The organism is Gordonia sp. YC-XJ4, from assembly GCF_059511865.1.
The window spans coordinates 6,041,689-6,062,049 of record NZ_CM183447.1 but is presented as its reverse complement, the minus strand read 5'-3'; the positions used below and the strand labels follow the sequence as shown (position 1 = coordinate 6,062,049).

Genomic DNA, 20,361 nt, shown 5'->3' with positions numbered 1-20,361 from the left:
CGAACCATCTCCTCGCAAACTTCCTGGGCACGCCACCGATGCTATCGACTAGGTTCTTCGGCAGGCGTGTCGTATCGGACGAACGGCACAATCGCGAAGGGGTGGCGTATGCAGCTCGTACAGCGTTCCAAACGGGTGGTGGAGGCCCGGCTCAACAACACGGCGGTCCGGGCACTGTCGGGGTCGATGGTCGCCTATGAGGGACAGGTCAACTTCAAGTCCGCCGGATTCGGTGGTGGCGACGGGCTTCTCGCCGGGATGAAGCAACGTGCCACCGGTGAGGGACTGTCGTTGATGGAGGCCTCCGGTAGCGGGGTGGTGTACTTCGCCCACAACGCCGCCGAGACCACCATCATCGAGATGAACGGTGAGACCCTGCAGGTCGAATCCCAGCAGTTGATGGTGCTGAACGGGAATCTGCAGACCAACGTCACCTTTGCCGGGGTGCGCGGCGCGACGGCGGGTCAGGGGCTGTTCACCACCACCGTCACCGGCCACGGTCAGATCGCCTTGCTCTCGCAGGGCGGCCCACTGATCCATCTCGAGGTGAGCCCGCAGTATCCGCTCGTCGTGGACCCCGACGCCTTCGTCTGTGCGCGCGGCGCGTTGAGCCAGTCCTTCGTCACCGACGTCAGCTGGCGCAGCGCGCTGGGACAGGGTGGCGGAGAGGCGTTCTCGCTGCGCTGGGACGGTACCGGCGTGGTCTCCATCCAACCGGCCGAGCGATAGGGGAGCACCGACATGTTCGAGAAGGTCAACAGCAAGGTCGTCTCGGTCGACATCAGCCGCAGCGGGCCGGTCGTCGCGCGGCGCGGGGCGATGCTCTTCTACACCGGCAACGTCTTCTTCCAACCCCACCAGGTCGCCGGTGCCGGCGGCGGGATGGGCGGCATGGGCGGAGTTGCCGGAATGGCCGGGCGGATGATGTCCGGTGAACACGAGTCGACGATGGTCGCCCAGGGACAAGGCGTGGTGCACTACGGCTTTCGTGGGATCGAGGTCCAGATCATCGACGTCGGCGCCGTCGGCGGGATGATCCGCGTGGAGGCTTCACGCACACTTGCCTACACCTCGAATCTGCAGGCGTCCATCGTGTCGGTGACTTCCCAGGGTGGTGGCGGAGGCGGTGGTGGAGGTGGACTGTTGCGCTCGATGCGGTCGGCGGCCGCCGGCGCGATGACCGGGCAGGGCATGTTCACCACGCAGCTGTCGGGACCCGGACAGGTCGTGATCCTCGGTCACGGAGGGGTTTTCGAGCTTCCCGTGTCACCGGACCGGCCGCCGGTGACCGTCGACCCCCAGGCCTATGTCGGGGCGGCCGGACAGGTCAACACCACCCTGCGGTCCACCGTCAGCTGGCGCAACGTCGGCCGAACCGGCGGTGAGGCAATGCAACTGGAGTGCGCCGGACAAGGCGTCGTCTACGTACAGGCATCGGAGGAGAAGTTGTGAGCCAGCTCAACACCGTCTGGAATCCGGCGACCCTACCGACCGACGACAACATCCCCGACAACGACTACTCCTTCTGCATCGACCTCAACCAGCCATGGTTCATGTCCAAGGGCGCGATGATCGCCTACTACGGGCAGATGAACTTCACGGCCCTGACCCACGGCCTCTCCGGGCAGCTGTTACACATGGTGGCCCAACAGTTCTCGGCTCCCCTGCACCTCGGCGACTACGTGGTGGCAGAGGGTCAGGGCAAGCTCATCATCGGCGACCGCGGCTACAACATCAACGCCTACGACCTCGACGACGGCAACCTCACCATCCGGGCCGCCAATCTCCTTGCTTTCCAACCACAATTGTCGCTGCAGCAGTCGATCGTGCCCGGCTTCCTGACGCTCATCGGCACCGGGAAGTTCCTCGCGTCGTCCAACGGGCCGGTGATGTTCGCCGAACCGCCGGTGCGCGTCGACCCCGAAGCCCTCGTCGGATGGGCCGATTGCCCGTCGCCGAGCCATCACTTCGACGAGGCGTGGGTGAACTCCTTCATCGCCGCCGCCGGCCGGCGCTTCGGCATCAACTCCGGCGAGGAGCGCCAGTTCGACTTCACCGGCAGCGGAACGGTTCTCATCCAGTCCAGCGAGAAGGTCCGCAACGACACCTCCATCGTCCGGACCATCCAGGGCCACCTACCCGGACTGTCGGTGCCCGGACTGCAGCAGATCAATCAGGAGATCACCCAGCAGCTGGGGCAACAGCAGTAGGAGACAAGCACAACGCGCGAACGCGGCACGAACCCGTAGACGCGCCCCGCGCAGAGGGGGCGCCCACGAGCTCGTGCCGCGTTGGTGTATCCGTGTGGTGTATCGGTGTCGGTCGAACTCAGATCTCGATGTGATCCTTGGCGTCCTCGGGCTCGTTGCGGCGCCGGACGACGCTGGAGATGAAGGCCGCCACGATCAGCACGACGCCGACGAGGCCGGTGACGACCTCGGGAACGTGGGTGCCGATCGAGTAGAACAGGATCAGGGCGAGAGCGCCGATGGCCCAGTGCGCTCCGTGCTCGAGGTAGACGTACTCGCTCAGTGTGCCCTTGCGGACCAGATAGACGGTCAGCGAACGGACGAACATCGCGCCGATCAGGCCGAGGCCCAACGCGATGATGATCGGGTCCGCGGTGATCGCGAATGCGCCGATGACGCCGTCGAAGGAGAACGACGCGTCGAGCACCTCGAGGTAGAGGAACAAGAAGAAGCCGGCCTTGCCGGTGGCCTTGGCGAGATCACTCGGTCCCGAACGGCGGCGTACCTCGGCGTCGGCAACGCCCGCGGCGTCGTCGACACCCGGTGTGCGTTGTGCTTGTGCGCGTTCGTCATCGGACTCGTCGGGATCGTCGTCATCGGTGTTGAACAGCTCACCGAGACCGTTCACGGCGAGGTAGGTGATCATGCCGAGGATGCCGGCGAACAGAACCGTCGACCGCTCCTGATCGGGTGCGATGAACTCGGCGGTGATGATGAGCAGGACCGCCGCGACGACCACTTCGAGCTGATCGAGCTTGCCGATCTTCTCCAGCGGCCGTTCGATCCAGCTGAGCCAGGTGATCTCCTTCTCCTCGAAGATGAAGCCCAGGAACAACATCAGCAGGAACATGCCGCCGAACGCCGCGATCTGCGGGTGGGCATCGACGATGTACGACTCGTAGCTTGGCGAGCCGTCCGGGAAGTGGTCGGCGCCATTGGCCGGCGGGTTCAGCGCCAATCGCATCGCCTCGACCGGGTTCAGGCCCGAGGCCAGCCACACGATGACGAGCGGGAACACCAGGCGCATACCGAACACGGCGATGATCACGCCGATGGTGAGGAAGATCTTCTGCCAGAACTCGCTCATCCGCCGCAGCACGGTGGCGTTGATGACGGCGTTGTCGAAGGACAGCGAGACCTCGAGGATGCCGAGGATGAGGGTCAGGAACAGGGCCGTCGTGCCGCCGTAGAAAAAGGCGGCGATCAGCGAGAGGACCGTGACGACGATGGAGAGACCGAATATTCGGAATACCACGAGAGTGTGGCCTTTCTACATGTGGACGAGCGACAGGAGTCGAAACGACATGTGTACCGGCGGTGTGTGTACAACGAATGCCGCACCCGTCGCCATGAGCGGGTGCGGCATTCGCGCGATGTGTCGGTTTCTCAGACGTTGACGCCGTAGTCGCGGGCGATGCCCGCGAGGCCGGAGGCGTAGCCCTGGCCGACGGCCCGGAACTTCCACTCCGCACCGTTGCGGTAGAGCTCGCCGAACACCATCGCGGTCTCGGTGGAAGCGTCCTCGGACAGGTCGTAGCGGGCGATCTCCGCGCCGCCCGTACGGTTCACGACGCGGATGTAGGCGTTGCGGACCTGGCCGAACGACTGGCTGCGTGCGTCGGCGTCGTAGATCGAGACGGGGAAGACGATGCTGTCGACCTCCGGCGGGACACCCGCGAGATCGACGTTGATGACCTCGTCGTCGCCTTCGCCCTCACCGGTCAGGTTGTCGCCGGTGTGCTCGATCGATCCGTCCGGCGAGCGCAGGTTGTTGAAGAAGATGAAGTGCTGATCGGAGAGCACCTTCTTGTTGGCGCCGAGCGCGATCGCGCTGGCGTCGAGGTCGAAATCGGTACCGGTGGTGCTGCGAGCATCCCAGCCGAGACCCACGGCGACCGCGGTCAGACCGGGGGCCTCCTTGGTCAGCGAGACGTTCCCACCCTTGCTCAGGCTCACGCCCATGTCCGTATGCCTTTCTTTCGTTGAACGGCCAACCGCAACTCTACGTGCGATGCCACACACCTTATGCGAAGAGTTTGGCATCGGACAGGGATGCGTCAGCCGACCGAACGAACTGTGGATGACAAGGAAACTGCGCCAGGCGCGGCGACGGCCGGACGGTGATCGCTGCTCACCCCAACAGCTTCTTCTGCACCTTCCCCATTGCGTTGCGCGGCAACGACTCCACCCGGCGGATCTCGCGCGGACGCTTGTGCGCCGAGAGCTCGGCGCTCACGAACGCAATGAGGTCGTCGTCGCTGCCGGACCCGTCGCTGCCGGGCCCGTCGGCGGCCTGCTCACCGACGACGAAGGCGACGATGCGCTGGCCGAGATCGTCGTCGGGGACGCCGATGACGGCCACCTCGGCGACCGACGGATGGGCGAGCAGGACGGTCTCGATCTCGCCTGCGCCGATCCGGTATCCGCCGGACTTGATCAGATCGGTGGCGCGGCGTCCGACGATGCGATGCATGCCGTCACCGTCGATGACGGCGACGTCGCCGGTGGCGAACCAGCCGTCGTCGAGCCAGCTCTGTGCGGTCGCCTCGGGCCGGTTGAGGTATCCCGATGCCAGCATGGGGCCGCGGACGTGCAGGTCGCCGACGGATTCGCCGTCGTGCGGCAGCACGGCATCGCCCTCGACCAGCCGCGTCTGCACGCCGTCGAGCGGGAGTCCGACCCAGCCCGGCCGGCGTTCGCCGTCGGCGCGGGTGCTCACGGTGATCATCGTCTCGGTCATGCCGTAGCGTTCGACGATCTCGTGGCCGGTGGCCGCGCGGATCCGGTCGAACACCGGCACGGCTAGGGGAGCGCTCCCCGACACCAGCAGCCGCGCCCCCGACAGCCGGCGGGCCGACTCCGGCTCGGCGCCGATCCTCGACCACACCGTCGGAACCCCGAAGAACATCGACGCACCTGCGTCGGCGGCGCGGGCGTAGTGGTCGGGAGTCGGCTTGACGGTGTGGATCAGCCGGCCGCCGCGCCGCAGCGGTCCCAGCGCCCCCAGGATCAGGCCGTGCACGTGGAACAGCGGAAGGCCATGGGCGAGTGTGTCTTCCGACGTCCATGCCCAGGCGCCGGCGAGGGCGTCGAGGCCCGCTGCGATCGCGCGACGGGTGATCGGGACGCCCTTGGGCAAACCGGTGGTGCCGGAGGTGTAGAGGATCAGTGCGGTCGCGTCGGCGGGCGGTTCGGGGTGGGAGTGCCACGACTTGGCGTAGCGGCGTACCGGGATGGCGGGTAGCGACGTGTCGGCGGGGGCCTCACCCAACCAGGCCTGGGCGCCGGAATCCTGCAGGATGTGGTCGAGTTCTCGGCGTCCGGAATCCGGCGGCACCGGCACGATCGCGACCCCCGCGATCAGGCCGCCGACGACGGCGAGAACCGTCGAGGCCGTCGGCCGGGCGAGGACGGCGAGCGTGTGTGCCCCGCGAATACGTTCGGCCACCGCGGTCGCGGCGCCGACGAGGTCTTCGCGTGACAGACGATCGTCACCGACGACGACGGCATCGGAAAGGTCGGGTGCGTGGGGGATCAGCGACGGCAGCAGCACGGGTTCACTGTGCCACGGGACCACACAGGTCACCGAACGGCCAATTCATTCTGGCGGGCGGCGGTCCGGTGTCGCCACAACCACGCCAACACACCAGTAGCGAGCCCCGACGAGAACGGCCGGCCACTCGTCGAGATCGACCACGACGAGTGGCCAGTCCGCGAGGGTTTGCGGTATCCCGATCAACGTGATGAGCACCCGGCCGGGCCGGTCCACATGTCAAAGCGAGTGCGCTGCGATCACTCCCACGGCATCTCCCGGCGATCGTCGATAAGTGCGATACCACCGGCTACTGACGGGTAGGCAATGGAGGCCTCCATCACCACGGTCGTCCACGCCGGCCAGGGGCGTCCGGAGAGGTCACGTCTTAACTCGTCTTAACCCCATCCGCCATTGCTAACCGAGCGAACGTCGTCGATCTGTAAAAGAAGTCGGCCCCAACAGCCGGCGCCGTATCAACCGAGGCGCCCGAGTAGATCGACCATTCGATAGACCGCTTCACCGGCTGTGATCACGGCCTTGTGCTTGGCAGCCACCTCGTCGACTTTGTCGCCGCTGTTCCCTGTCGGTATCCACGTCGGATCTCCGCCGGCGCTCTGCGCGACACGCACCGCATGAAGAGGGCGATTCGAGATCGCGCGGAACTCCGCGGGCTCATTCGGATCGATGACGACAGTGACGAGTGCTCCTTCGGGTGTCAAGAGCACCTCTTCGACCGAATGCGACGCCGAAGATCGTAGAACCATTCGATTGATGCCCAATGGCCAACCGGGGAGTGAGACCGGTACGGACACCTTCTGCGTGACTGTCTCCATGCGACCGAACTTCCCGAAACGCTGCACGGTCTGGTTCTCTTGCTTCTCTCCAACCAATTGCAGAGGTCGACGCTGGCTGCGTAGTCGGTCTGCAACAGCCTTGGCCTGGCTGGTGAGTTGACTTAGGCGTGGGACGTCAATGGTCATCACACACTCCTTTCGCCTCGTCGACTATATGTTTGGCGATATACCATTCAATTTCAGGAAGCTTGTCGACCCATGCATTGTATGCATACACCCCTAACTGGCCGAAGTAGGTCGGCCAAATGAAGATCCACGCGAGTTCCCATCCTTGTCGGGATAGTATTGCATCGGTGATATCGGACGTGAGAATTTCGAGCTCGCAGTTGTTCTGACGTGCGAAGTCTTCTATGTGCGCGTTGAACACATTGCCCATTTTGGCGACGAGCTCGGTAACCTCAATTTCTACCCCCTGGATCATTTCTGCAATTCGTCGCACCGATTCCAAATGATCGAATTCGACTGGAATTGCGCCCCGATATTGCAATTCGATAGCGCCCGTCGTCCAGTCACGTTCACCGGGGCGTTCGACTGAATCGATGGTCTCGATGAAATTGAGAACGTGGGTCCAGCCGATACGGTCCAAGTCGACCTCGCCGCCGCGTGCAGCCCACTCGCTGATCTTCGACCGCATGACATTCAGGCGAAGGATCTCGATGTTGAGTGCAGAGGGATCCCATGTGTGCAGCGCCAGGATAGCTGCCGCGATATCACGCCACTGGGCATCGAGAGTCGGCCCCGACAACTCGAGCAGCTCATTAAATCTCTCCCGGATGCCTTCGTCAAATGCCTGCATCTGATCGATGAAGCCGGTATTTGCGCGGGGTGGCGGCGTGGAGGGCAGGTTGCCAATCGGACGACGTGCGCGGGCAGTGGCGGTGCCTGTAATAGTGTCGTTGTCAGATGAGGACAGCGACCAGAGATCCGCACCGCAGCAGGTGCATTGGGTCACCACCGCTCGGTTCTGTTCGGTCCCACAGACGCACGTGACGATCTCGGAAGCTGGTGACGTAGGTCCGTGGGGCTGGCGCTCGGGGACGTCGGCGGTAGGCGCCGCTTGGCCCGACTTTGCTGTATCGGGCCGAAGCCCACGATCTCGTCGACTACGCAGCTCACGGGATCTTGCCGGAGCAGTCGTCTGCCCGGTGGCAGCAGGTGGAGACTCGGCGCCGTTCGCAGGGCTCTTCCGCCGGGGGTGTTCGTAGTTGATCCTGTTGGGATGGGTGTAGTCAATTGGCATGAGTTGAGTTGCCCTCGACGGTTCGGTTGCAGGGTTCAAAGGTGGTAACTCGCGCGGCCACCATCTCAGAATCTTATGGACTACCTGGGTCGACCGCTGATCGCTCGATCGGATGACTGGTGGATTCGTCCAAACAGACTAACCGAGACTAACCGTAGGCAGTGGCTACAAGGGTCTCCACCGTACGGACTAATTCTTGGCCAATCGTTCCAGCACACTGCCGGATTGATCCAAACGGACTACAGGCTAGACCTGGGTGCAGTGATAGCTTCTGAGTTCTTAGCTTGGGAGAAGCCAGGGCTGCCGCGCCAGCGTCGACGCGGTCGCAGAGACCAATGGCCGCGAAATTTGGCGACGATCGAACTGGAGCGAAACACCCGATGGTTGAAGTCGACTACTACGAACTGCTTGGAGTCCCACCCACTGCCAGTCAGGCCGAGATCGAGGACGCGTCGAAGCGGGCGACGCGACAGTGGACCAAACGCGCGTCGTCTCCGAACATCGACGTACGGCACGAGGCCGAGACGAAGATGAAGCGCCTCCGGGAGGCCCGAGAGGTGCTGTTGTCGGGACCGCAGAGGCGCATGGCGTATGACCGCGAGCTTCAGCAAGGAGTGGTGCCGGCGGCGGCGCCGGTTCAGCAACCGGCAGCTGCGGGGGGCGGCACGGACTGGGTCGCTACTGCACGTGCGGCTCTGGCAGCCAATGACTACCATTCGGCGGCCTACGCGGCAAAGGAAGCAACAACCGTGCTCGGTGGGAACGCGGAATCGTGGAGCCTCCGCTCGCGCGCCAACTTGGGACTTGGGCGGGTCCAGGACGCTCTATATGAAGCGCGGCAGGCAACCGAGATTGAGATCAACAATGCGGAATACCACTTCAATCTGGGCAATGTGTATGAACAGGTCAAGGACTGGGTGAAGGCGCTGAAGGAGTATCAGGTTGCCACGCAACTGGACCCGACCAGCTTCGTCTACCCGCTCGCACAGGGATCTGTGTTGCAGCAGAACGGACTTCTGGACCAGGCGATCGATATGTACCGTCGTGTGTTCGCCAATCATCAGGGCTCAGAGCCTGTCCGCTACTACCTTGCGATGGCATTGCTCGAGAAGGCTGAATCAATTCCGAAGCTACAGCGTGACGGAGCCTACGCGATCACACAAGAGGACGAGATCCACCCTATGGGAGCGCTAGCCGGCGAAGCGCAGCAACTGTCGCGTGATCCAGAAGTGCAAAAAGCCTCAACGGATATCCTCGCGTACGTGAACAAGCAACGAGACGTGGTGTGGTGCTTGCCGAAGACGGTGTCCGATGCTCCCTTCGTCTGGTTGGGCGGGATAGTCGGAGCCTTCCTGTTGGGCCTCGTCGTTGCCGGATTTTCAGGTGGGTTTGCAGCGCTTTTGATCATCGGGTCTTTCGTAGCTGCGGGATTGGTCATCTGGCAATCGCGGGTTCCCAGGTGGAAGAGTTCGCAGCGTAAGAACTCACTTGCACTGATGATGGCCGGTCACTGATGGCGAAGGTCGTAGGCATTGACCTCGGAACAACGAACTCCGCCGTCGCGGTCTTGGGCGCCGATGGGTTATCGACGATAATTCATAATCGTGAAGGCGATAACACCACTCCCTCTGCCGTTTTGTTCGACGACGGGGAAGTAACCGTTGGAAAACAGGCAAAAAACGCCGAAACATCCCTACCTAACAATGTTGTCCGCTATGTCAAGCGACACATGGGGAACCCGGACTACAGATTCATTCCAGAGCGAACTGATGACGAGTATGGACCAGAAATTATCTCGTCATTCATCCTGCGATTCCTTGTTGACGATGCGTCTGACTTTCTTGGAGAGAAGGTCGAGGATGTCGTCATTACTGTTCCCGCCTACTTCGGTGATGCCGAGCGCACAGCAACACGGCAAGCGGGTGAGATCGCAGGGCTGAACGTGCTGCAGGTCATCAATGAGCCTACGGCTGCTGCGCTGAGCTTCGGCCTCAAAGGTGGCTACAACGGAAAGGTTCTCGTCTACGATCTGGGAGGTGGGACCTTCGATGTCACACTGATGAACATCTCTAACAATAACTTTACTGTCTTGGCTTCGGCGGGCGATCGAAACCTCGGCGGATTCGATTTCGACAACGAGCTGATCAGACTGGTCGAAGCCCGATATCGAGAACTCGGGGGAACGCTCGATCCAGACGATGACAAGCAACTCGCGCTGATCCGTGAGCAGGCAGAGGCGGCTAAGCATCGCCTTTCGACGAGTGACAAGGCCAAGATCAGAATCGGAACCGAGTCCATCACAGTAGTTCGCGATGAGTTCGATCGCGCGGTAGCGGACTTGGTCACCAGGACTCGGTACATTCTGGAAGACGTCATGGACCAATCCGGTATGTCCTACTCGGATGTGGATAAGCTCCTACTCGTCGGTGGATCAACGCGCATGAAGATCATCGAGCGGTCTGTGAAGGAATGGACCGGGTTGGAGCCCGACAAGAGTGTTCATCCTGACGAAGCCGTTGCGCTGGGTGCGGCAATAGTTGCTGAGCTGCGTAACGCCGCTGAGAGTGGCAAACCGCCAATCGTCAAAGCCAATGTGTCAGACGTGGTTGCGCAGGGCCTTGGGGTCGCTGTGCTCGCTGACGATGGATCGAAGATGTTGAATAGCGTGGTGGTCGCACCCAACACTCATGTGCCGAACCGAGTCGAAGCGAGCTCGTTCTCGACGGTAGGCGCGACCAACCAGATTAATTTGCAGATCACCGAGGGCGACGAGAATGGCGCAGAGTTACAGTACGTAAAGATCTTGGGCGAATCGCTACTCAACCTTGACTACGACTTGCCTGCCAAAGCTCCGCTGAGAGTCGTGTTCGTCGTGAATGAAAATCAGACGGTCGAGGCCGAACTTCACGATGCCGTCAATGGGCGACTCATCGGACAAATGGTGGTTGAACGAACGGCGAACCTGAAGGCCGAAGATGTGGTCTCACTACGTAAGCAGAGCAAAGCGATCGTGGTGCAATGACTTTTCAAAAGCCCGGTTCCCCATACAACAGCGACGTGGACGTAGCTCTAAACTCAGAAGTTTACGACGACCACTCGGGGCGGATTGAACCTATTGCACCGCCAAATACGACCGCTGATGAATCATCGACATCCGGAAATCCTGAAAGTCGGGGAATCGATCCAGATTTCCAGTGGGATTCGGAAGTAACTGCACCGCCTACGAGTGACGTGTCCAGTGATTCCACCCCTTACGGAGCAGGTGCTGTGGATTATCATGAGGTCTCGTCGGCAAAGTATGTGGAAGGTGCCGAGGATGCTGGAATGCCGGGTGGTACGCCTTATTCAGCAGAGGCCGCCACTTTATTGGCTCAAATGCACGGGCGCTTCGACAGAATTGAGAGCGCGATCAGTTCGGAAAGCGGTATTGTGGCGCGCAACTACGAGCAGTCGCTGCTTGTGCTGCGAGACCGGGCGGTGGCCGCGGAGACCGGTGTATCGCACTCACTATTGCGCCCGATCGCGCGCCAGATGGCTGCGCTCATCGATCGGGTGGAGTTGGAGGCCTCGAGGCGACAGGCAGATCCGTGGTCGTTGACCGCCAGCCTTGTAGACGAACTGCTCGACATTCTCGAAGATTTCGGTGTCGAGACGATCGAGTGCACGCCGGGAACCGAAGTCGACAAAGCCCGGCACCGTGTGGTGCGAAGCAATGTTCGCCGAAGTGATCAAAGCGATGAGCTGCGGATCGTTGAGCGGATTCGGCAGGGTTACGAGGTTGGTGGATACGTTGTGCGCCCGGCCGAGGTCACCGCTGAGTGGGTATCGCATCGCCCAACATATAGTTGACCACCGTGATAACCAACGAGAACTGTTGCGCAGTTTTCAGATAGGAAGGGTTAGTAAATGGCAGAGACAGGTTCGTCATCTCGAAGTGGCGAATACACCGAGGTTCACAAGTGCCGCAACTGCGGTCGAGCGTTCTGGGGAAAGCGATCATGGAATCGCGTCACAGTGAATTGTCCGCATTGTGGTACCGGAAACTGAGCGATAGTCGGCAAGAGTACAGTCGCTTGTTACAGTAGCCGGGTTGGTTCGGATCCCTGGCGTTCTCGTGGGGGACTAAGGACACACATTTCGGTGCAGGAGCCTCCGCGGGTGAGTTCTGGCAACGCTTCTGGTGTGGAGTCCGTGGGCCGGCTTGCTCAGTACGCGTGGGTGGGCGTTGGTTGCTCGCCTGCGTGCGTTGGTGAGTCCTTGACGCAGCGCGTTGGGGGATTCGATTCGTCGTCGCGGTTCAACCAGGCGACCGATGCCCGCGAAATGCTGATCCACGAAGCCGGACAAGTACGCGATCCCCCAGGGACTCGGCCGCCGAGCGATGGCACGGGCAACCATTCCCCATGCCATCAAAGGCACGCGGGTGCAGGGCGCGAGGCCGTGTCCACCGGACCGCCTCGGTTATCACCCCTGAACACGGCACCACACCCGCGGACCAAAGCTCCCAGCCGACACCGGGCGGTTCCCTAACGATCGCGTGAATGGTCAATGCTTTCTGGATGCGCTGGGAGATGCCCGTGATGCGGACGCATCGGGGCAGCCGAAGCCCATCAGCGGAGCCATACATTCCATGCTTCGCCGGACCTCTTGATTCGTGTCACCACCACTTCGGGTGGCACCGTCGGAAGATCAAACATTGCGCGGGCGAGCGGGTTGATGAGCATGGCTTCGACGACGTTGGCCACGCCACGGCCACCGAAGTCGAGGTTCTGTGTGGCTCCGGACTTGAGGGTTTGGATGGCCTCGTCGGAGATGACCAGTCGCGCTCCGGTGGTCTCGCGGACACGGTTGCCTATGTTGTTCACGAACACGTCGACCAGTTCGTTGCCGACGTCCTCGGACACGAAATCGAATACGACGACGTTCTCGCCTATGCGATTCAGAATCTCCGGCCGGCCTAAGTCTCGGGTGAAGTGCTCTGCGACCGCAGCGCGGATGGTTGTCTCCACCTCTCGGTATCCGGCACCGCGGGTGATTCGTGGCGTGCGCAGTCCGTCAGGTCCGACTGTGTAGACCCCGAGGTTCGAGGTGAACACGATGAGTGCCTCGGAGAAGTACACGGTCGATCCGTTCCCGTCGGTCAGCCGTCCGTCCTCGAGGATCTGAAGAAACTTGTCGAAGATCTGCGGATGCGCCTTCTCAACCTCGTCGAACAGGATCAGGCGGAACGGCTGTTGCCTGACGGCGTTGGTCAGTTCACCCCCGGCGTTGTGCCCGATGTAGCCGGGTGGCGCGCCGATCAGTCGCGCTTCGGCGCCCTCGTGTGCGAACTCGCTCATGTCGAATCGAAGAAAGGCGTCGTTACGCCCGAAAACCAACTCGGCCACAGACTTTGCCAGCTCGGTCTTGCCCACACCCGTCGGACCCGCGAAGAAGAGAACGCCTTGCGGGCGCCCTCCGGAGCTCGCGGTTTGGGCGCCGGTTAGTCCCATGGTCGATCGGATGAGGATGTCGACGGTCTTGCGAACTGCGGCAGGCTGACCGAGGACACTGCGGTTCAGAGTCGCCGCGGCCTCGCGGATCTTGGCTTTCAATGCCGGGTCGTGCCACGGGTTGTCCGGAATGCCGACACGGTAGGTGCGAACTGCATCTTCGATACGGGCTCCGGGGATTCCGCGATCGATGGCCAGTCGGTTGATCTCATTGATCGAACGCAACGTCAGGCCACCCGTAAGACCGGCGTAGCGGTCGATCAGCTCAATCGACGCCTCGTCGAGCTCGCGGTCGAAGGGGATGGGCACTGCATTCGGGAGTGAATTGATAAGAGGTCGAATTAGATTGCGTCGATCGCCAAGCGACGGGAGTGGAATCGAGATCACTCGGACCAGATCGTTGCCAACGATCCAGTGGGGAAGGTCGCCTTCGCGGTCGACCATCCAAAAGATCGTGTTGTAGAGCGGCGTGCGGTGCGAGCCGGCAACACGATGACGGACAGCGGTGAGAAGTGCTCGCTCCGCGGTGACGAGGAGTTCGTGCAGTTCTCCCCCAACGTTTCTGACTCGGTGCGGAGGCGGGAGGCACCTTCAATAACCAGGCAGCAAGAGTCCTCTGCTGAGGCGACCAGCCGGATGAGGACTCGAAGTTGTCGTGTCAGGGACGCTTCGTTGCCCGCGACCTTCTCGGCATCGCGGATGAGTGTTGAGGCGACGTGTCCCTGCTCGGAGAGAATTCCGAGTCCTTCGGCGGGATTGAACGAGACTATATTCTGGTGACCCGCCTGGGACAGCGCGTGGACTAGGGCCGAAGTGATGTCGAAACTCCGGTACGGCGGACCTCCGGGTTTATCGGTCGGTATCAGGGCGAAATCACGAAGGTTGCCGGTGAGGACCACCTGAGGATTGGCGGCGAGGGCGATATCGACCTCTCGGATCCACGTGGGCGTGGTCCGGTCTGCGTGTGCGAGGGTCACGGCGGAAACTCTCCAAAGTGGCTGGTCATCAGTGCATGAAAGGAATACTCTGCCATGTAACGGCGGTGGGCGTCTATCTCCCGAACGCGTGAACAGCGCGGACGGCGTGCCTTTGCTCGTCTGAGTTCAAGAGACCGGGTCTGCTGAGGTTCGTGTGGGTGGATCAATCAGTGGCACTACGATTAGGGGTCCCTGTGGTTTCTGTCTGGTGACTGTTAGTGGCGGTCGGGGTCGGCAGTTTCTTGAGCTACGAAAGGTAATGGGGACGTGGGGCCATCCCCGGACTCAACACAATCGTATGGATGGACGACAGACTCCTCCACGATCTTGCCGCTAAACTTCTCGCAGACTTTGATCGAGGGAAATCCTTGGGTGCGCTCAGGAATAACTGAAAGCATGACGTGCCGACGAATTTAACCCTCTCGCTACTAGCTAGAGAGGTTCCGGTTTGGCACGCACGTTCGAACGCTCGACGATTGGCCCGATCGACGGGTCGACGAAGATCGCTGCCGGCGGTCAGGGGACTGTTTACCATGCATCGAAAGTAAAGACCTCCTTCACCTCCAATATGGTGTACAAGGAGTACAAGCCGGAGGTAATCAGCAAGCTCAGCCGGAGTGCATTGGCCGCAATGCCGGATTTTCTCGAGAAATTGGGCCATTCGGAAGCGTCGAAGCTCATCGAGTTTGCGGCGTGGCCATGCGCGCTGGTGACCAACGCAGGTTCGGTCACCGGATTCGTGATGCCAGCCATTCCCCAGAGATTCTTCATGACGATCAACCTCGCGAGCGGCCCGAAGCGTGTCGCCGCGGAGGTCCAGCACATCATGAATTCCCGACTGGTGGATGCCAATCGGGGGCTGAAGATCACCGACCGTCAGCGCGTCGAAGTACTCAAGGAAGTCGCTGAAGCGCTTGCCAAGCTCCATGCCCGGTCAGTGACGGTTGGGGACATCTCGCCCAAGAATCTCTTGTTCTCGCTCTCGCCACCAGTGTCGGTCTACTTCATCGACACCGACGCAATGCGAGTTGCGAGTCGTTCAGTGGCAACGCAACTCGAAACTCCAGGATGGGAGATCCCATCAGGAGAGGAGTTGGCCACAGCTCAGTCGGACATGTACAAATTCGGGCTGATGGTGCTCCGAGTGCTGGTCGGCGACCAGGGAACGAGAAGCCCCGACCAGCTGCCCACCAAAACCCCGAGTGCCATCAAGACCGCCGTTCGAGCATCGATCACAGGCCCCAAGACCGGTCGTCCGTCGGCGGCTCAGTGGCATCAGATTCTCGACACGGCCTTGCGGACTCACAAGGTCCTGAATCTTGTGGCCGTGCCCAAACCAACGCCCGCCGGTGCGCCGCCCACACGACAGCGAGCCACTGTCGCCACGACTGCTGGCCCGTCGCAAGCCGCATACACATCGTCGACGCCGTCCACACCGTCATCCACGCGAAACAGTCCACCTCCTACTTCGCAGAACCGGCAGGCCGCAGCTGCCTCTGCCATGGTGAAGGCTCGCTTGGCACATGATTGGACCGTCATCGGGTGGGGTGTGACGGCAGTGGTCACCGTGCTGGCCCCATACCTTCTGGGCCATTTGGTGATGAGGCGTACAGCACTGCTTGCGCCGTCAGAAGCCGTGTACGACGGTGCAGTTCGAGGTGTCTTCGATGCCTTCTTGGCGGACTACCTCGCCGGGGTGGTGGTGATCCTTGCCCTGTTGGCCGCGTTCCTTCTACTACGCCCATGGCACGGCCGAGTGATTATGGTCGTCATTGGTGCCGCGCTGTTGATCTCAACGTTCGTGGCTGCCGGGAAGGCGTCGACGGCTTGGGCGTCAGCGGAGGCCGATGCGGCCGAGAAACTCCGTACGACGGCATTTCCCTTCCAAAAGCGATACAAGACCTGTGAGGTGTGGACCTTCAACGGCGAGAACGGACTACAACAGGCCGAGTTGTGGCAGGTGTACCTGACGTCGACAGTGAGCGCATCCGGGTGCAACAAGATCGAGGTGTACCGCGGATGGACATTTGTCGGGTACCGACAGCTACGCAGTGACCTCGAGTTCCAATCGCCGGTGACCATAAGCAATCCGGGTTGGATGGAGCCGCTGAATGCGGACTCGGGACTGCTGGGTGTCCAGACAACCACCGCCGCGGGAATCGACGAGCCCGTGAATCCGGTGGTCACCTCGATGCAGTTCGCCACTAGCGGGGGATACCCCGTCTCGTTCAGCCTCGACGGCATCCGGCAGCACCAATAGGCCAATAGGAGCCCCGCGAGTGTCCATCCCACAGAACCACAACATCCGTATCAGGGAAAGGAAAACAGCGATGCCAGAGCCCAAGGGTAGGATACTCCCGGTCTACCTCGTGGTGGACGAGTCCGGGTCGATGGACAGCGAGATACACCATCTCAACACAGGATTGACGAGTCTTCTGGCAGCACTTCAAGAGGAGCCGTTCGCAGCCTCCAAGGTGCGATTCTCGATCGTCGGGTTCGGGACCAGTGCCGTAACCAGGTTAGAGGCAACGGATCTCAGACTGTTACCGGAGATGCCGACGCTGACCATCAGCGGGTCCACCTCGTACCGCGCTGCGCTCGAAGAACTCAGTCACCGGATATCGGTCGACATCCCACAGATGAAGAACGAAGGGTACGAGGTGGTCCGGCCGGCAGTGTTCTTCCTCACTGACGGTGCCCCCAATCCTGGGGATGGCTGGGAACCGGTTCTCGCGGCATTGATGCGGGAGCGGACGCATCCCAATCTGCTGGCGTTCGGAATCGGGTCCGCGGTTACCGCGACAATCGTGCAACTGGCGTCGGATCCGGCGTACGCATTCGTGACTGCAGTGGGGTCGGATACCGGTGTCATGCTGAGCCAGTTCATCGAGGCGCTGACCCAATCGGTGATCTCGTCTGGCCACAGCGTCGGCACGGGTGGCGGGATCGTGATCGAGCCCCCGGCGTCATTCCAGATCGCCGCGGAAGTGATGTGACGTGTCGGGCTGGGAGGCCATCCGCGGATGGTGGGAGCGGCTGTGGCTTAGGCCCGCTGAGGTCCGCAACCGCGCCACTGTGGGTACGCACAGCAGCGCCGTGCATGGACCCGAGTTCGCCGGTTCGACCGGTCGTGACGAGATAGCCCATTCCGATACCAACACGTTCGCACCACTCGCGTCAGCACAACGGACGCCTGCGGGTATGCACCTGAGTGCCCCACCGGGGCATGACTCCGAGCAGGTCGCATCTGTGATGGGAACCCTACGTTGGCGGCCGGTTTCGGTGGGTACCCCGGGCCCGCGGTTGGAGCCCAAGCCGACGTCCGAGAAGTTCCGGTCGTTTCCGTTCCGCCCCGACACTGTCGTCGACGGATGGAGTACCGGGAAGGTTACGGTGCGAGGTGCGTCGCTGCGAGGGCATGCACACCGCTACTACGGGCAACCACGTCAAGACGACTTCGTGGTCCACGTGCTGCCGACTGGTCGGGTCGTGGTCGCCGTCGCCGATGGCGTAGGCAACTGCGTGCACGCACATGTCGGTGCAACCAGCGCCGTCCGGTATGTCCCACACTGGGTGCAGGCATACGCTGCCGAGGTTGGGTCCGCGATCGATTGGGACGAACTGATCCGAGGTGCGGCCTGGACGATCGTCGAACAGGCGAAGACCACTCTGGGCCTGGAAGAACCCGATCGAACTGCGGCCGCGCGCGACTTCTCCACGACACTGGTAGTGGCGATCGTCGATCCTCGTGACGACGGCAGTGCCGATGTCCGGATCACCGATGTCGGCGATTCAGGCGCATGGCTCCTCTCACGCGAAGGATTCGAATCGCTGATCGCCGGGAAGTCGGCTGACGAGGGCGGGATCACGAGCTCAGCGGTATCGGGTCTGCCGCGAGTGCCGCAGACGCTGCAGGTCAGGTCTGTGGTACTCGAACCAGGCGAGGTGCTGCTGGTCGGCACCGACGGTATCGGGGATCCGCTGGGAAGTGGCGAAGGTGGTGTCGGCAACCTTTTCAAGGACGTTCTGGGCGTCGGAGTCCCATCACTCCTGGAATTTGCCAACGCCGCCGACTTCAGCCGTGAGACGTTTGACGACGACCGTACCTTGGTTGCCGTCTGGCCTGATGCTGCTGTCGCGGCGGGTGCCGAAGGAGGTGACTCACAGACCTACTACTAATACGGTCGGTGAATCGAGGGTTCTTCCAGAATGGAATCGAGTTCAGGTCCCGCCGCCGACCATCGGCGTCGACGCCCGAAGGGATATTTAGCATGCCCGGATACAACCCGTCGTGTGGCAACTGTCACCGCTGCGCGAAGTGCAGGGGGGATGGCACGGTCACCGAGGTGAAGTACGAGAAAGACTATCGCGGAAAGCAGTTGCGAACCGAGGTCCGCAAGACCTGTCCATCGTGTAACGGTGTCGGTGGGCGCGTCGGTGTGGGTCCTCACGATCACCGGTGAGGAAGCTTGATCGTGGCGCCGGAACTCCCGGCGCCACGATCTGCTGTGCCGTTCAGTCAGTTGCTGATCCAGGCCGGCTCAGTCCGCAGTAGCCGTTGGACAAGCACGACGGCACGACGGAAGTTGCTGTTTGGCCCAAGAGGCTTCGGCAGGCGACTCGCCGGACTCGACTGCGACTGGATGCCCATGGATGTCGACCTTGCGGGCGTTTCCCCAGCTGGCGTCTGGCTGTAGTGTGTTGTGCAGGCGCGCTTCAGTGGGTCAAGTCCTCTGGCGTGGTGTATAGGTTGATCCTTCGTTCGGGCGTGTCGTTTTAGGTGAGTGCGGGTAACTCCTTCTTGGGTCGTTCGGTCGTGTCGAGGTAGCAGCGGCCTTCGATCCATTCGTCGTGTTGTTCGGCCAGGACTGCCCCGACGAGTCGGATCACCGAGTTGGGGTCCGGGAAGACCCCGGCAATCTCTGTGCGCCTGCGTATTTCACGGTCGAGGCGTTCGTTGGGATTGTTCGACCAGATCTGGCGCCACACCTCCTCGGGGAAACGCGGTGAACGCCAGGATGTCGGCTCAGGCTGTGTCGAGATGCTCATGGACGGCCGGCAACTTGTCGGCGAGGTTGAAGTTCTCACATTCCCACTCGAAAGGAACGACCACTATGACCGCTGTCGCTGGCGGGTATCGACCCTGCCCGGTTTCTTCATGAGCACCTCACCCAAGCGTCCCCGGATCTGATGCGGGAAATGCTGACCACCTTCATCAACGCCCGGCTCTCGGCCGAAGCCGATGCGGTGTGCGGTGCCGCCTACAACGCCCGCAGCGATGAGCGCGTCACTTCCCGCAACGGCTACCGCCACCGCGACCTCGACACCCGGGTGGGCACGATCGAGGTCGCGATCCCCAAGCTGCGGTCGGGCACCTATTTCCGGGATTGGCTGCTCGACGGCGCCGCCGGGCTGAGGCCGCGTTGTGTTCGGTGGTGGCCACCTGTTACCTGCTGGGGGTGTCGACCCGGCGGATGGGCAAGCTGGTCCAGTTTCTGGGGATCACCGGCCTGTCGAGGTCGCAGGTATCCACGATGGCCGCCGACCTCGATCAGAGAGTCTCCGAATTTCGTAGTCAGCCTTTGGATTCTGGTCCGTACACATTCGACGCGGCAGACGCGTTGACGATGAAGGTGCGGGAGGGTGGTCGGGTCATCGACGCCTCGGTGATGGTGGCGACCGGAGTCAACGCCCACGGGCATCGTGAGGTGATGGGGGTGCAGATCGCGACCAGCAAAACCCACGCCGGCTGGCTCGCGTTCTTCCGTGACCTGTGCGCCCGCGGGCTGAGCGGCGTCAGGTTGGTGACTTCCGATGCCCATGCCCGGCCTTGTGGAGGCCATACGAGCGACGCTGGGCGGGGCGACGTGGCAGCGGTGTCGCACCCACTGCGCTGCCAACCTGATGAGCGTGCCCGAAAGCAGCGTGGCCCGGCGTCAAAGCGCTGCTGCACTCGGTCTATGACCAACCCGACGCCGACGCGGTGGGCGCCCAGTACGACACGATGCTCGACA

At 61.9% G+C, this 20,361-nt stretch carries 15 protein-coding genes and 3 pseudogenes; 10 read left to right on the top strand and 8 right to left on the bottom strand.

Going from position 1 to position 20,361, the window contains the following annotated elements:
• The first annotated feature begins 108 nt into the window (after positions 1 to 108).
• The 3 genes from AC5ZH6_RS27215 to AC5ZH6_RS27205 are packed head-to-tail and all read left to right on the top strand — an operon-like array spanning position 109 to position 2,210.
• Complete coding sequence (locus AC5ZH6_RS27215) at positions 109 to 729, top strand: AIM24 family protein (RefSeq protein ID WP_006373186.1); 621 nt, start codon at positions 109 to 111, stop codon at positions 727 to 729.
• Positions 730 to 741: 12 nt separating this feature from the next.
• Positions 742 to 1,452 (top strand): AIM24 family protein, encoded by a 711-nt coding sequence (locus AC5ZH6_RS27210; RefSeq protein ID WP_006373185.1) that lies wholly within the window; start codon positions 742 to 744, stop codon positions 1,450 to 1,452.
• A complete protein-coding gene (locus AC5ZH6_RS27205) occupies positions 1,449 to 2,210 on the top strand; it encodes an AIM24 family protein (protein WP_006373184.1) in 762 nt (253 codons plus the stop codon). The genes AC5ZH6_RS27210 and AC5ZH6_RS27205 overlap by 4 nt, the downstream gene beginning before the upstream one ends.
• A gap of 118 nt (positions 2,211 to 2,328) precedes the next feature.
• Here AC5ZH6_RS27205 and AC5ZH6_RS27200 read toward each other — a convergent pair whose 3' ends face one another.
• The 5 genes from AC5ZH6_RS27200 to AC5ZH6_RS27180 form a co-directional block, all read right to left on the bottom strand.
• Complete coding sequence (locus AC5ZH6_RS27200) at positions 2,329 to 3,504, bottom strand: DUF475 domain-containing protein (protein ID WP_020172987.1); 1,176 nt, start codon at positions 3,502 to 3,504, stop codon at positions 2,329 to 2,331.
• Between the two features lie 131 nt (positions 3,505 to 3,635).
• Complete coding sequence (locus AC5ZH6_RS27195; protein WP_020172988.1) at positions 3,636 to 4,211, bottom strand: TerD family protein; 576 nt, start codon at positions 4,209 to 4,211, stop codon at positions 3,636 to 3,638.
• 169 nt (positions 4,212 to 4,380) lie between these two features.
• Complete coding sequence (locus tag AC5ZH6_RS27190; RefSeq protein WP_026920453.1) at positions 4,381 to 5,802, bottom strand: acyl-CoA synthetase; 1,422 nt, start codon at positions 5,800 to 5,802, stop codon at positions 4,381 to 4,383.
• A gap of 455 nt (positions 5,803 to 6,257) precedes the next feature.
• Positions 6,258 to 6,764 carry a hypothetical protein gene (locus AC5ZH6_RS27185; RefSeq protein ID WP_026920454.1) on the bottom strand — a complete coding sequence of 169 codons (507 nt, stop codon included), beginning with the start codon at positions 6,762 to 6,764 and terminating at the stop codon, positions 6,258 to 6,260.
• On the bottom strand, positions 6,754 to 7,590 hold the full coding sequence (locus AC5ZH6_RS27180) for a hypothetical protein (RefSeq protein ID WP_231386862.1): 837 nt from the start codon (positions 7,588 to 7,590) through the stop codon (positions 6,754 to 6,756). Before AC5ZH6_RS27180 ends, AC5ZH6_RS27185 begins: the two co-directional genes overlap by 11 nt.
• A gap of 668 nt (positions 7,591 to 8,258) precedes the next feature.
• Here AC5ZH6_RS27180 and AC5ZH6_RS27175 point away from each other — a divergent pair.
• Genes AC5ZH6_RS27175 through AC5ZH6_RS27165 form a run of 3 tightly spaced genes read left to right on the top strand, consistent with a single transcriptional unit; the run spans position 8,259 to position 11,727 of the window.
• A complete protein-coding gene (locus AC5ZH6_RS27175) occupies positions 8,259 to 9,392 on the top strand; it encodes a tetratricopeptide repeat protein (RefSeq protein ID WP_020172993.1) in 1,134 nt (377 codons plus the stop codon).
• The gene (locus AC5ZH6_RS27170; protein ID WP_020172994.1) at positions 9,392 to 10,900 is read left to right on the top strand and encodes an Hsp70 family protein; all 1,509 of its coding nucleotides are present in this window, start codon (positions 9,392 to 9,394) and stop codon (positions 10,898 to 10,900) included. Before AC5ZH6_RS27175 ends, AC5ZH6_RS27170 begins: the two co-directional genes overlap by 1 nt.
• Positions 10,897 to 11,727: a nucleotide exchange factor GrpE gene (locus tag AC5ZH6_RS27165; protein WP_079931872.1), complete on the top strand. Its 831-nt coding sequence runs from the start codon at positions 10,897 to 10,899 to the stop codon at positions 11,725 to 11,727. The genes AC5ZH6_RS27170 and AC5ZH6_RS27165 overlap by 4 nt, the downstream gene beginning before the upstream one ends.
• A 761-nt stretch (positions 11,728 to 12,488) precedes the next feature.
• Here AC5ZH6_RS27165 and AC5ZH6_RS27160 read toward each other — a convergent pair.
• Positions 12,489 to 13,370, bottom strand: a complete 882-nt coding sequence (locus AC5ZH6_RS27160; protein WP_496169282.1) for an AAA family ATPase — start codon at positions 13,368 to 13,370, stop codon at positions 12,489 to 12,491.
• 432 nt (positions 13,371 to 13,802) lie between these two features.
• A pseudogene (locus AC5ZH6_RS27155) lies at positions 13,803 to 14,269 on the bottom strand (AAA family ATPase); the annotation flags it as partial.
• 526 nt (positions 14,270 to 14,795) lie between these two features.
• Between AC5ZH6_RS27155 and AC5ZH6_RS27150 the strand changes: the two are divergent.
• The 3 genes from AC5ZH6_RS27150 (at position 14,796) to AC5ZH6_RS27140 (ending at position 18,526) form a co-directional block, all read left to right on the top strand.
• Entirely contained in the window at positions 14,796 to 16,607 is a 1,812-nt protein-coding gene (locus tag AC5ZH6_RS27150) for a hypothetical protein (protein ID WP_288338252.1), read from the top strand.
• Positions 16,608 to 16,677: 70 nt separating this feature from the next.
• Positions 16,678 to 17,343, top strand: a complete 666-nt coding sequence (locus AC5ZH6_RS27145; RefSeq protein ID WP_020172999.1) for a vWA domain-containing protein — start codon at positions 16,678 to 16,680, stop codon at positions 17,341 to 17,343.
• A 205-nt stretch (positions 17,344 to 17,548) separates the two neighbouring features.
• Positions 17,549 to 18,526, top strand: coding sequence for a protein phosphatase 2C domain-containing protein (locus AC5ZH6_RS27140; protein ID WP_139765873.1), 978 nt, complete (start codon positions 17,549 to 17,551; stop codon positions 18,524 to 18,526).
• Positions 18,527 to 19,123: 597 nt separating this feature from the next.
• Here the strand turns inward: AC5ZH6_RS27140 and AC5ZH6_RS27135 are convergent.
• A pseudogene (locus AC5ZH6_RS27135) lies at positions 19,124 to 19,421 on the bottom strand (transposase); the annotation flags it as partial.
• Between the two features lie 47 nt (positions 19,422 to 19,468).
• Here AC5ZH6_RS27135 and AC5ZH6_RS27130 point away from each other — a divergent pair.
• Positions 19,469 to 20,360 (top strand): annotated as a pseudogene (locus AC5ZH6_RS27130) (IS256 family transposase); the annotation flags it as partial.
• Position 20,361: the final 1 nt, after the last annotated feature.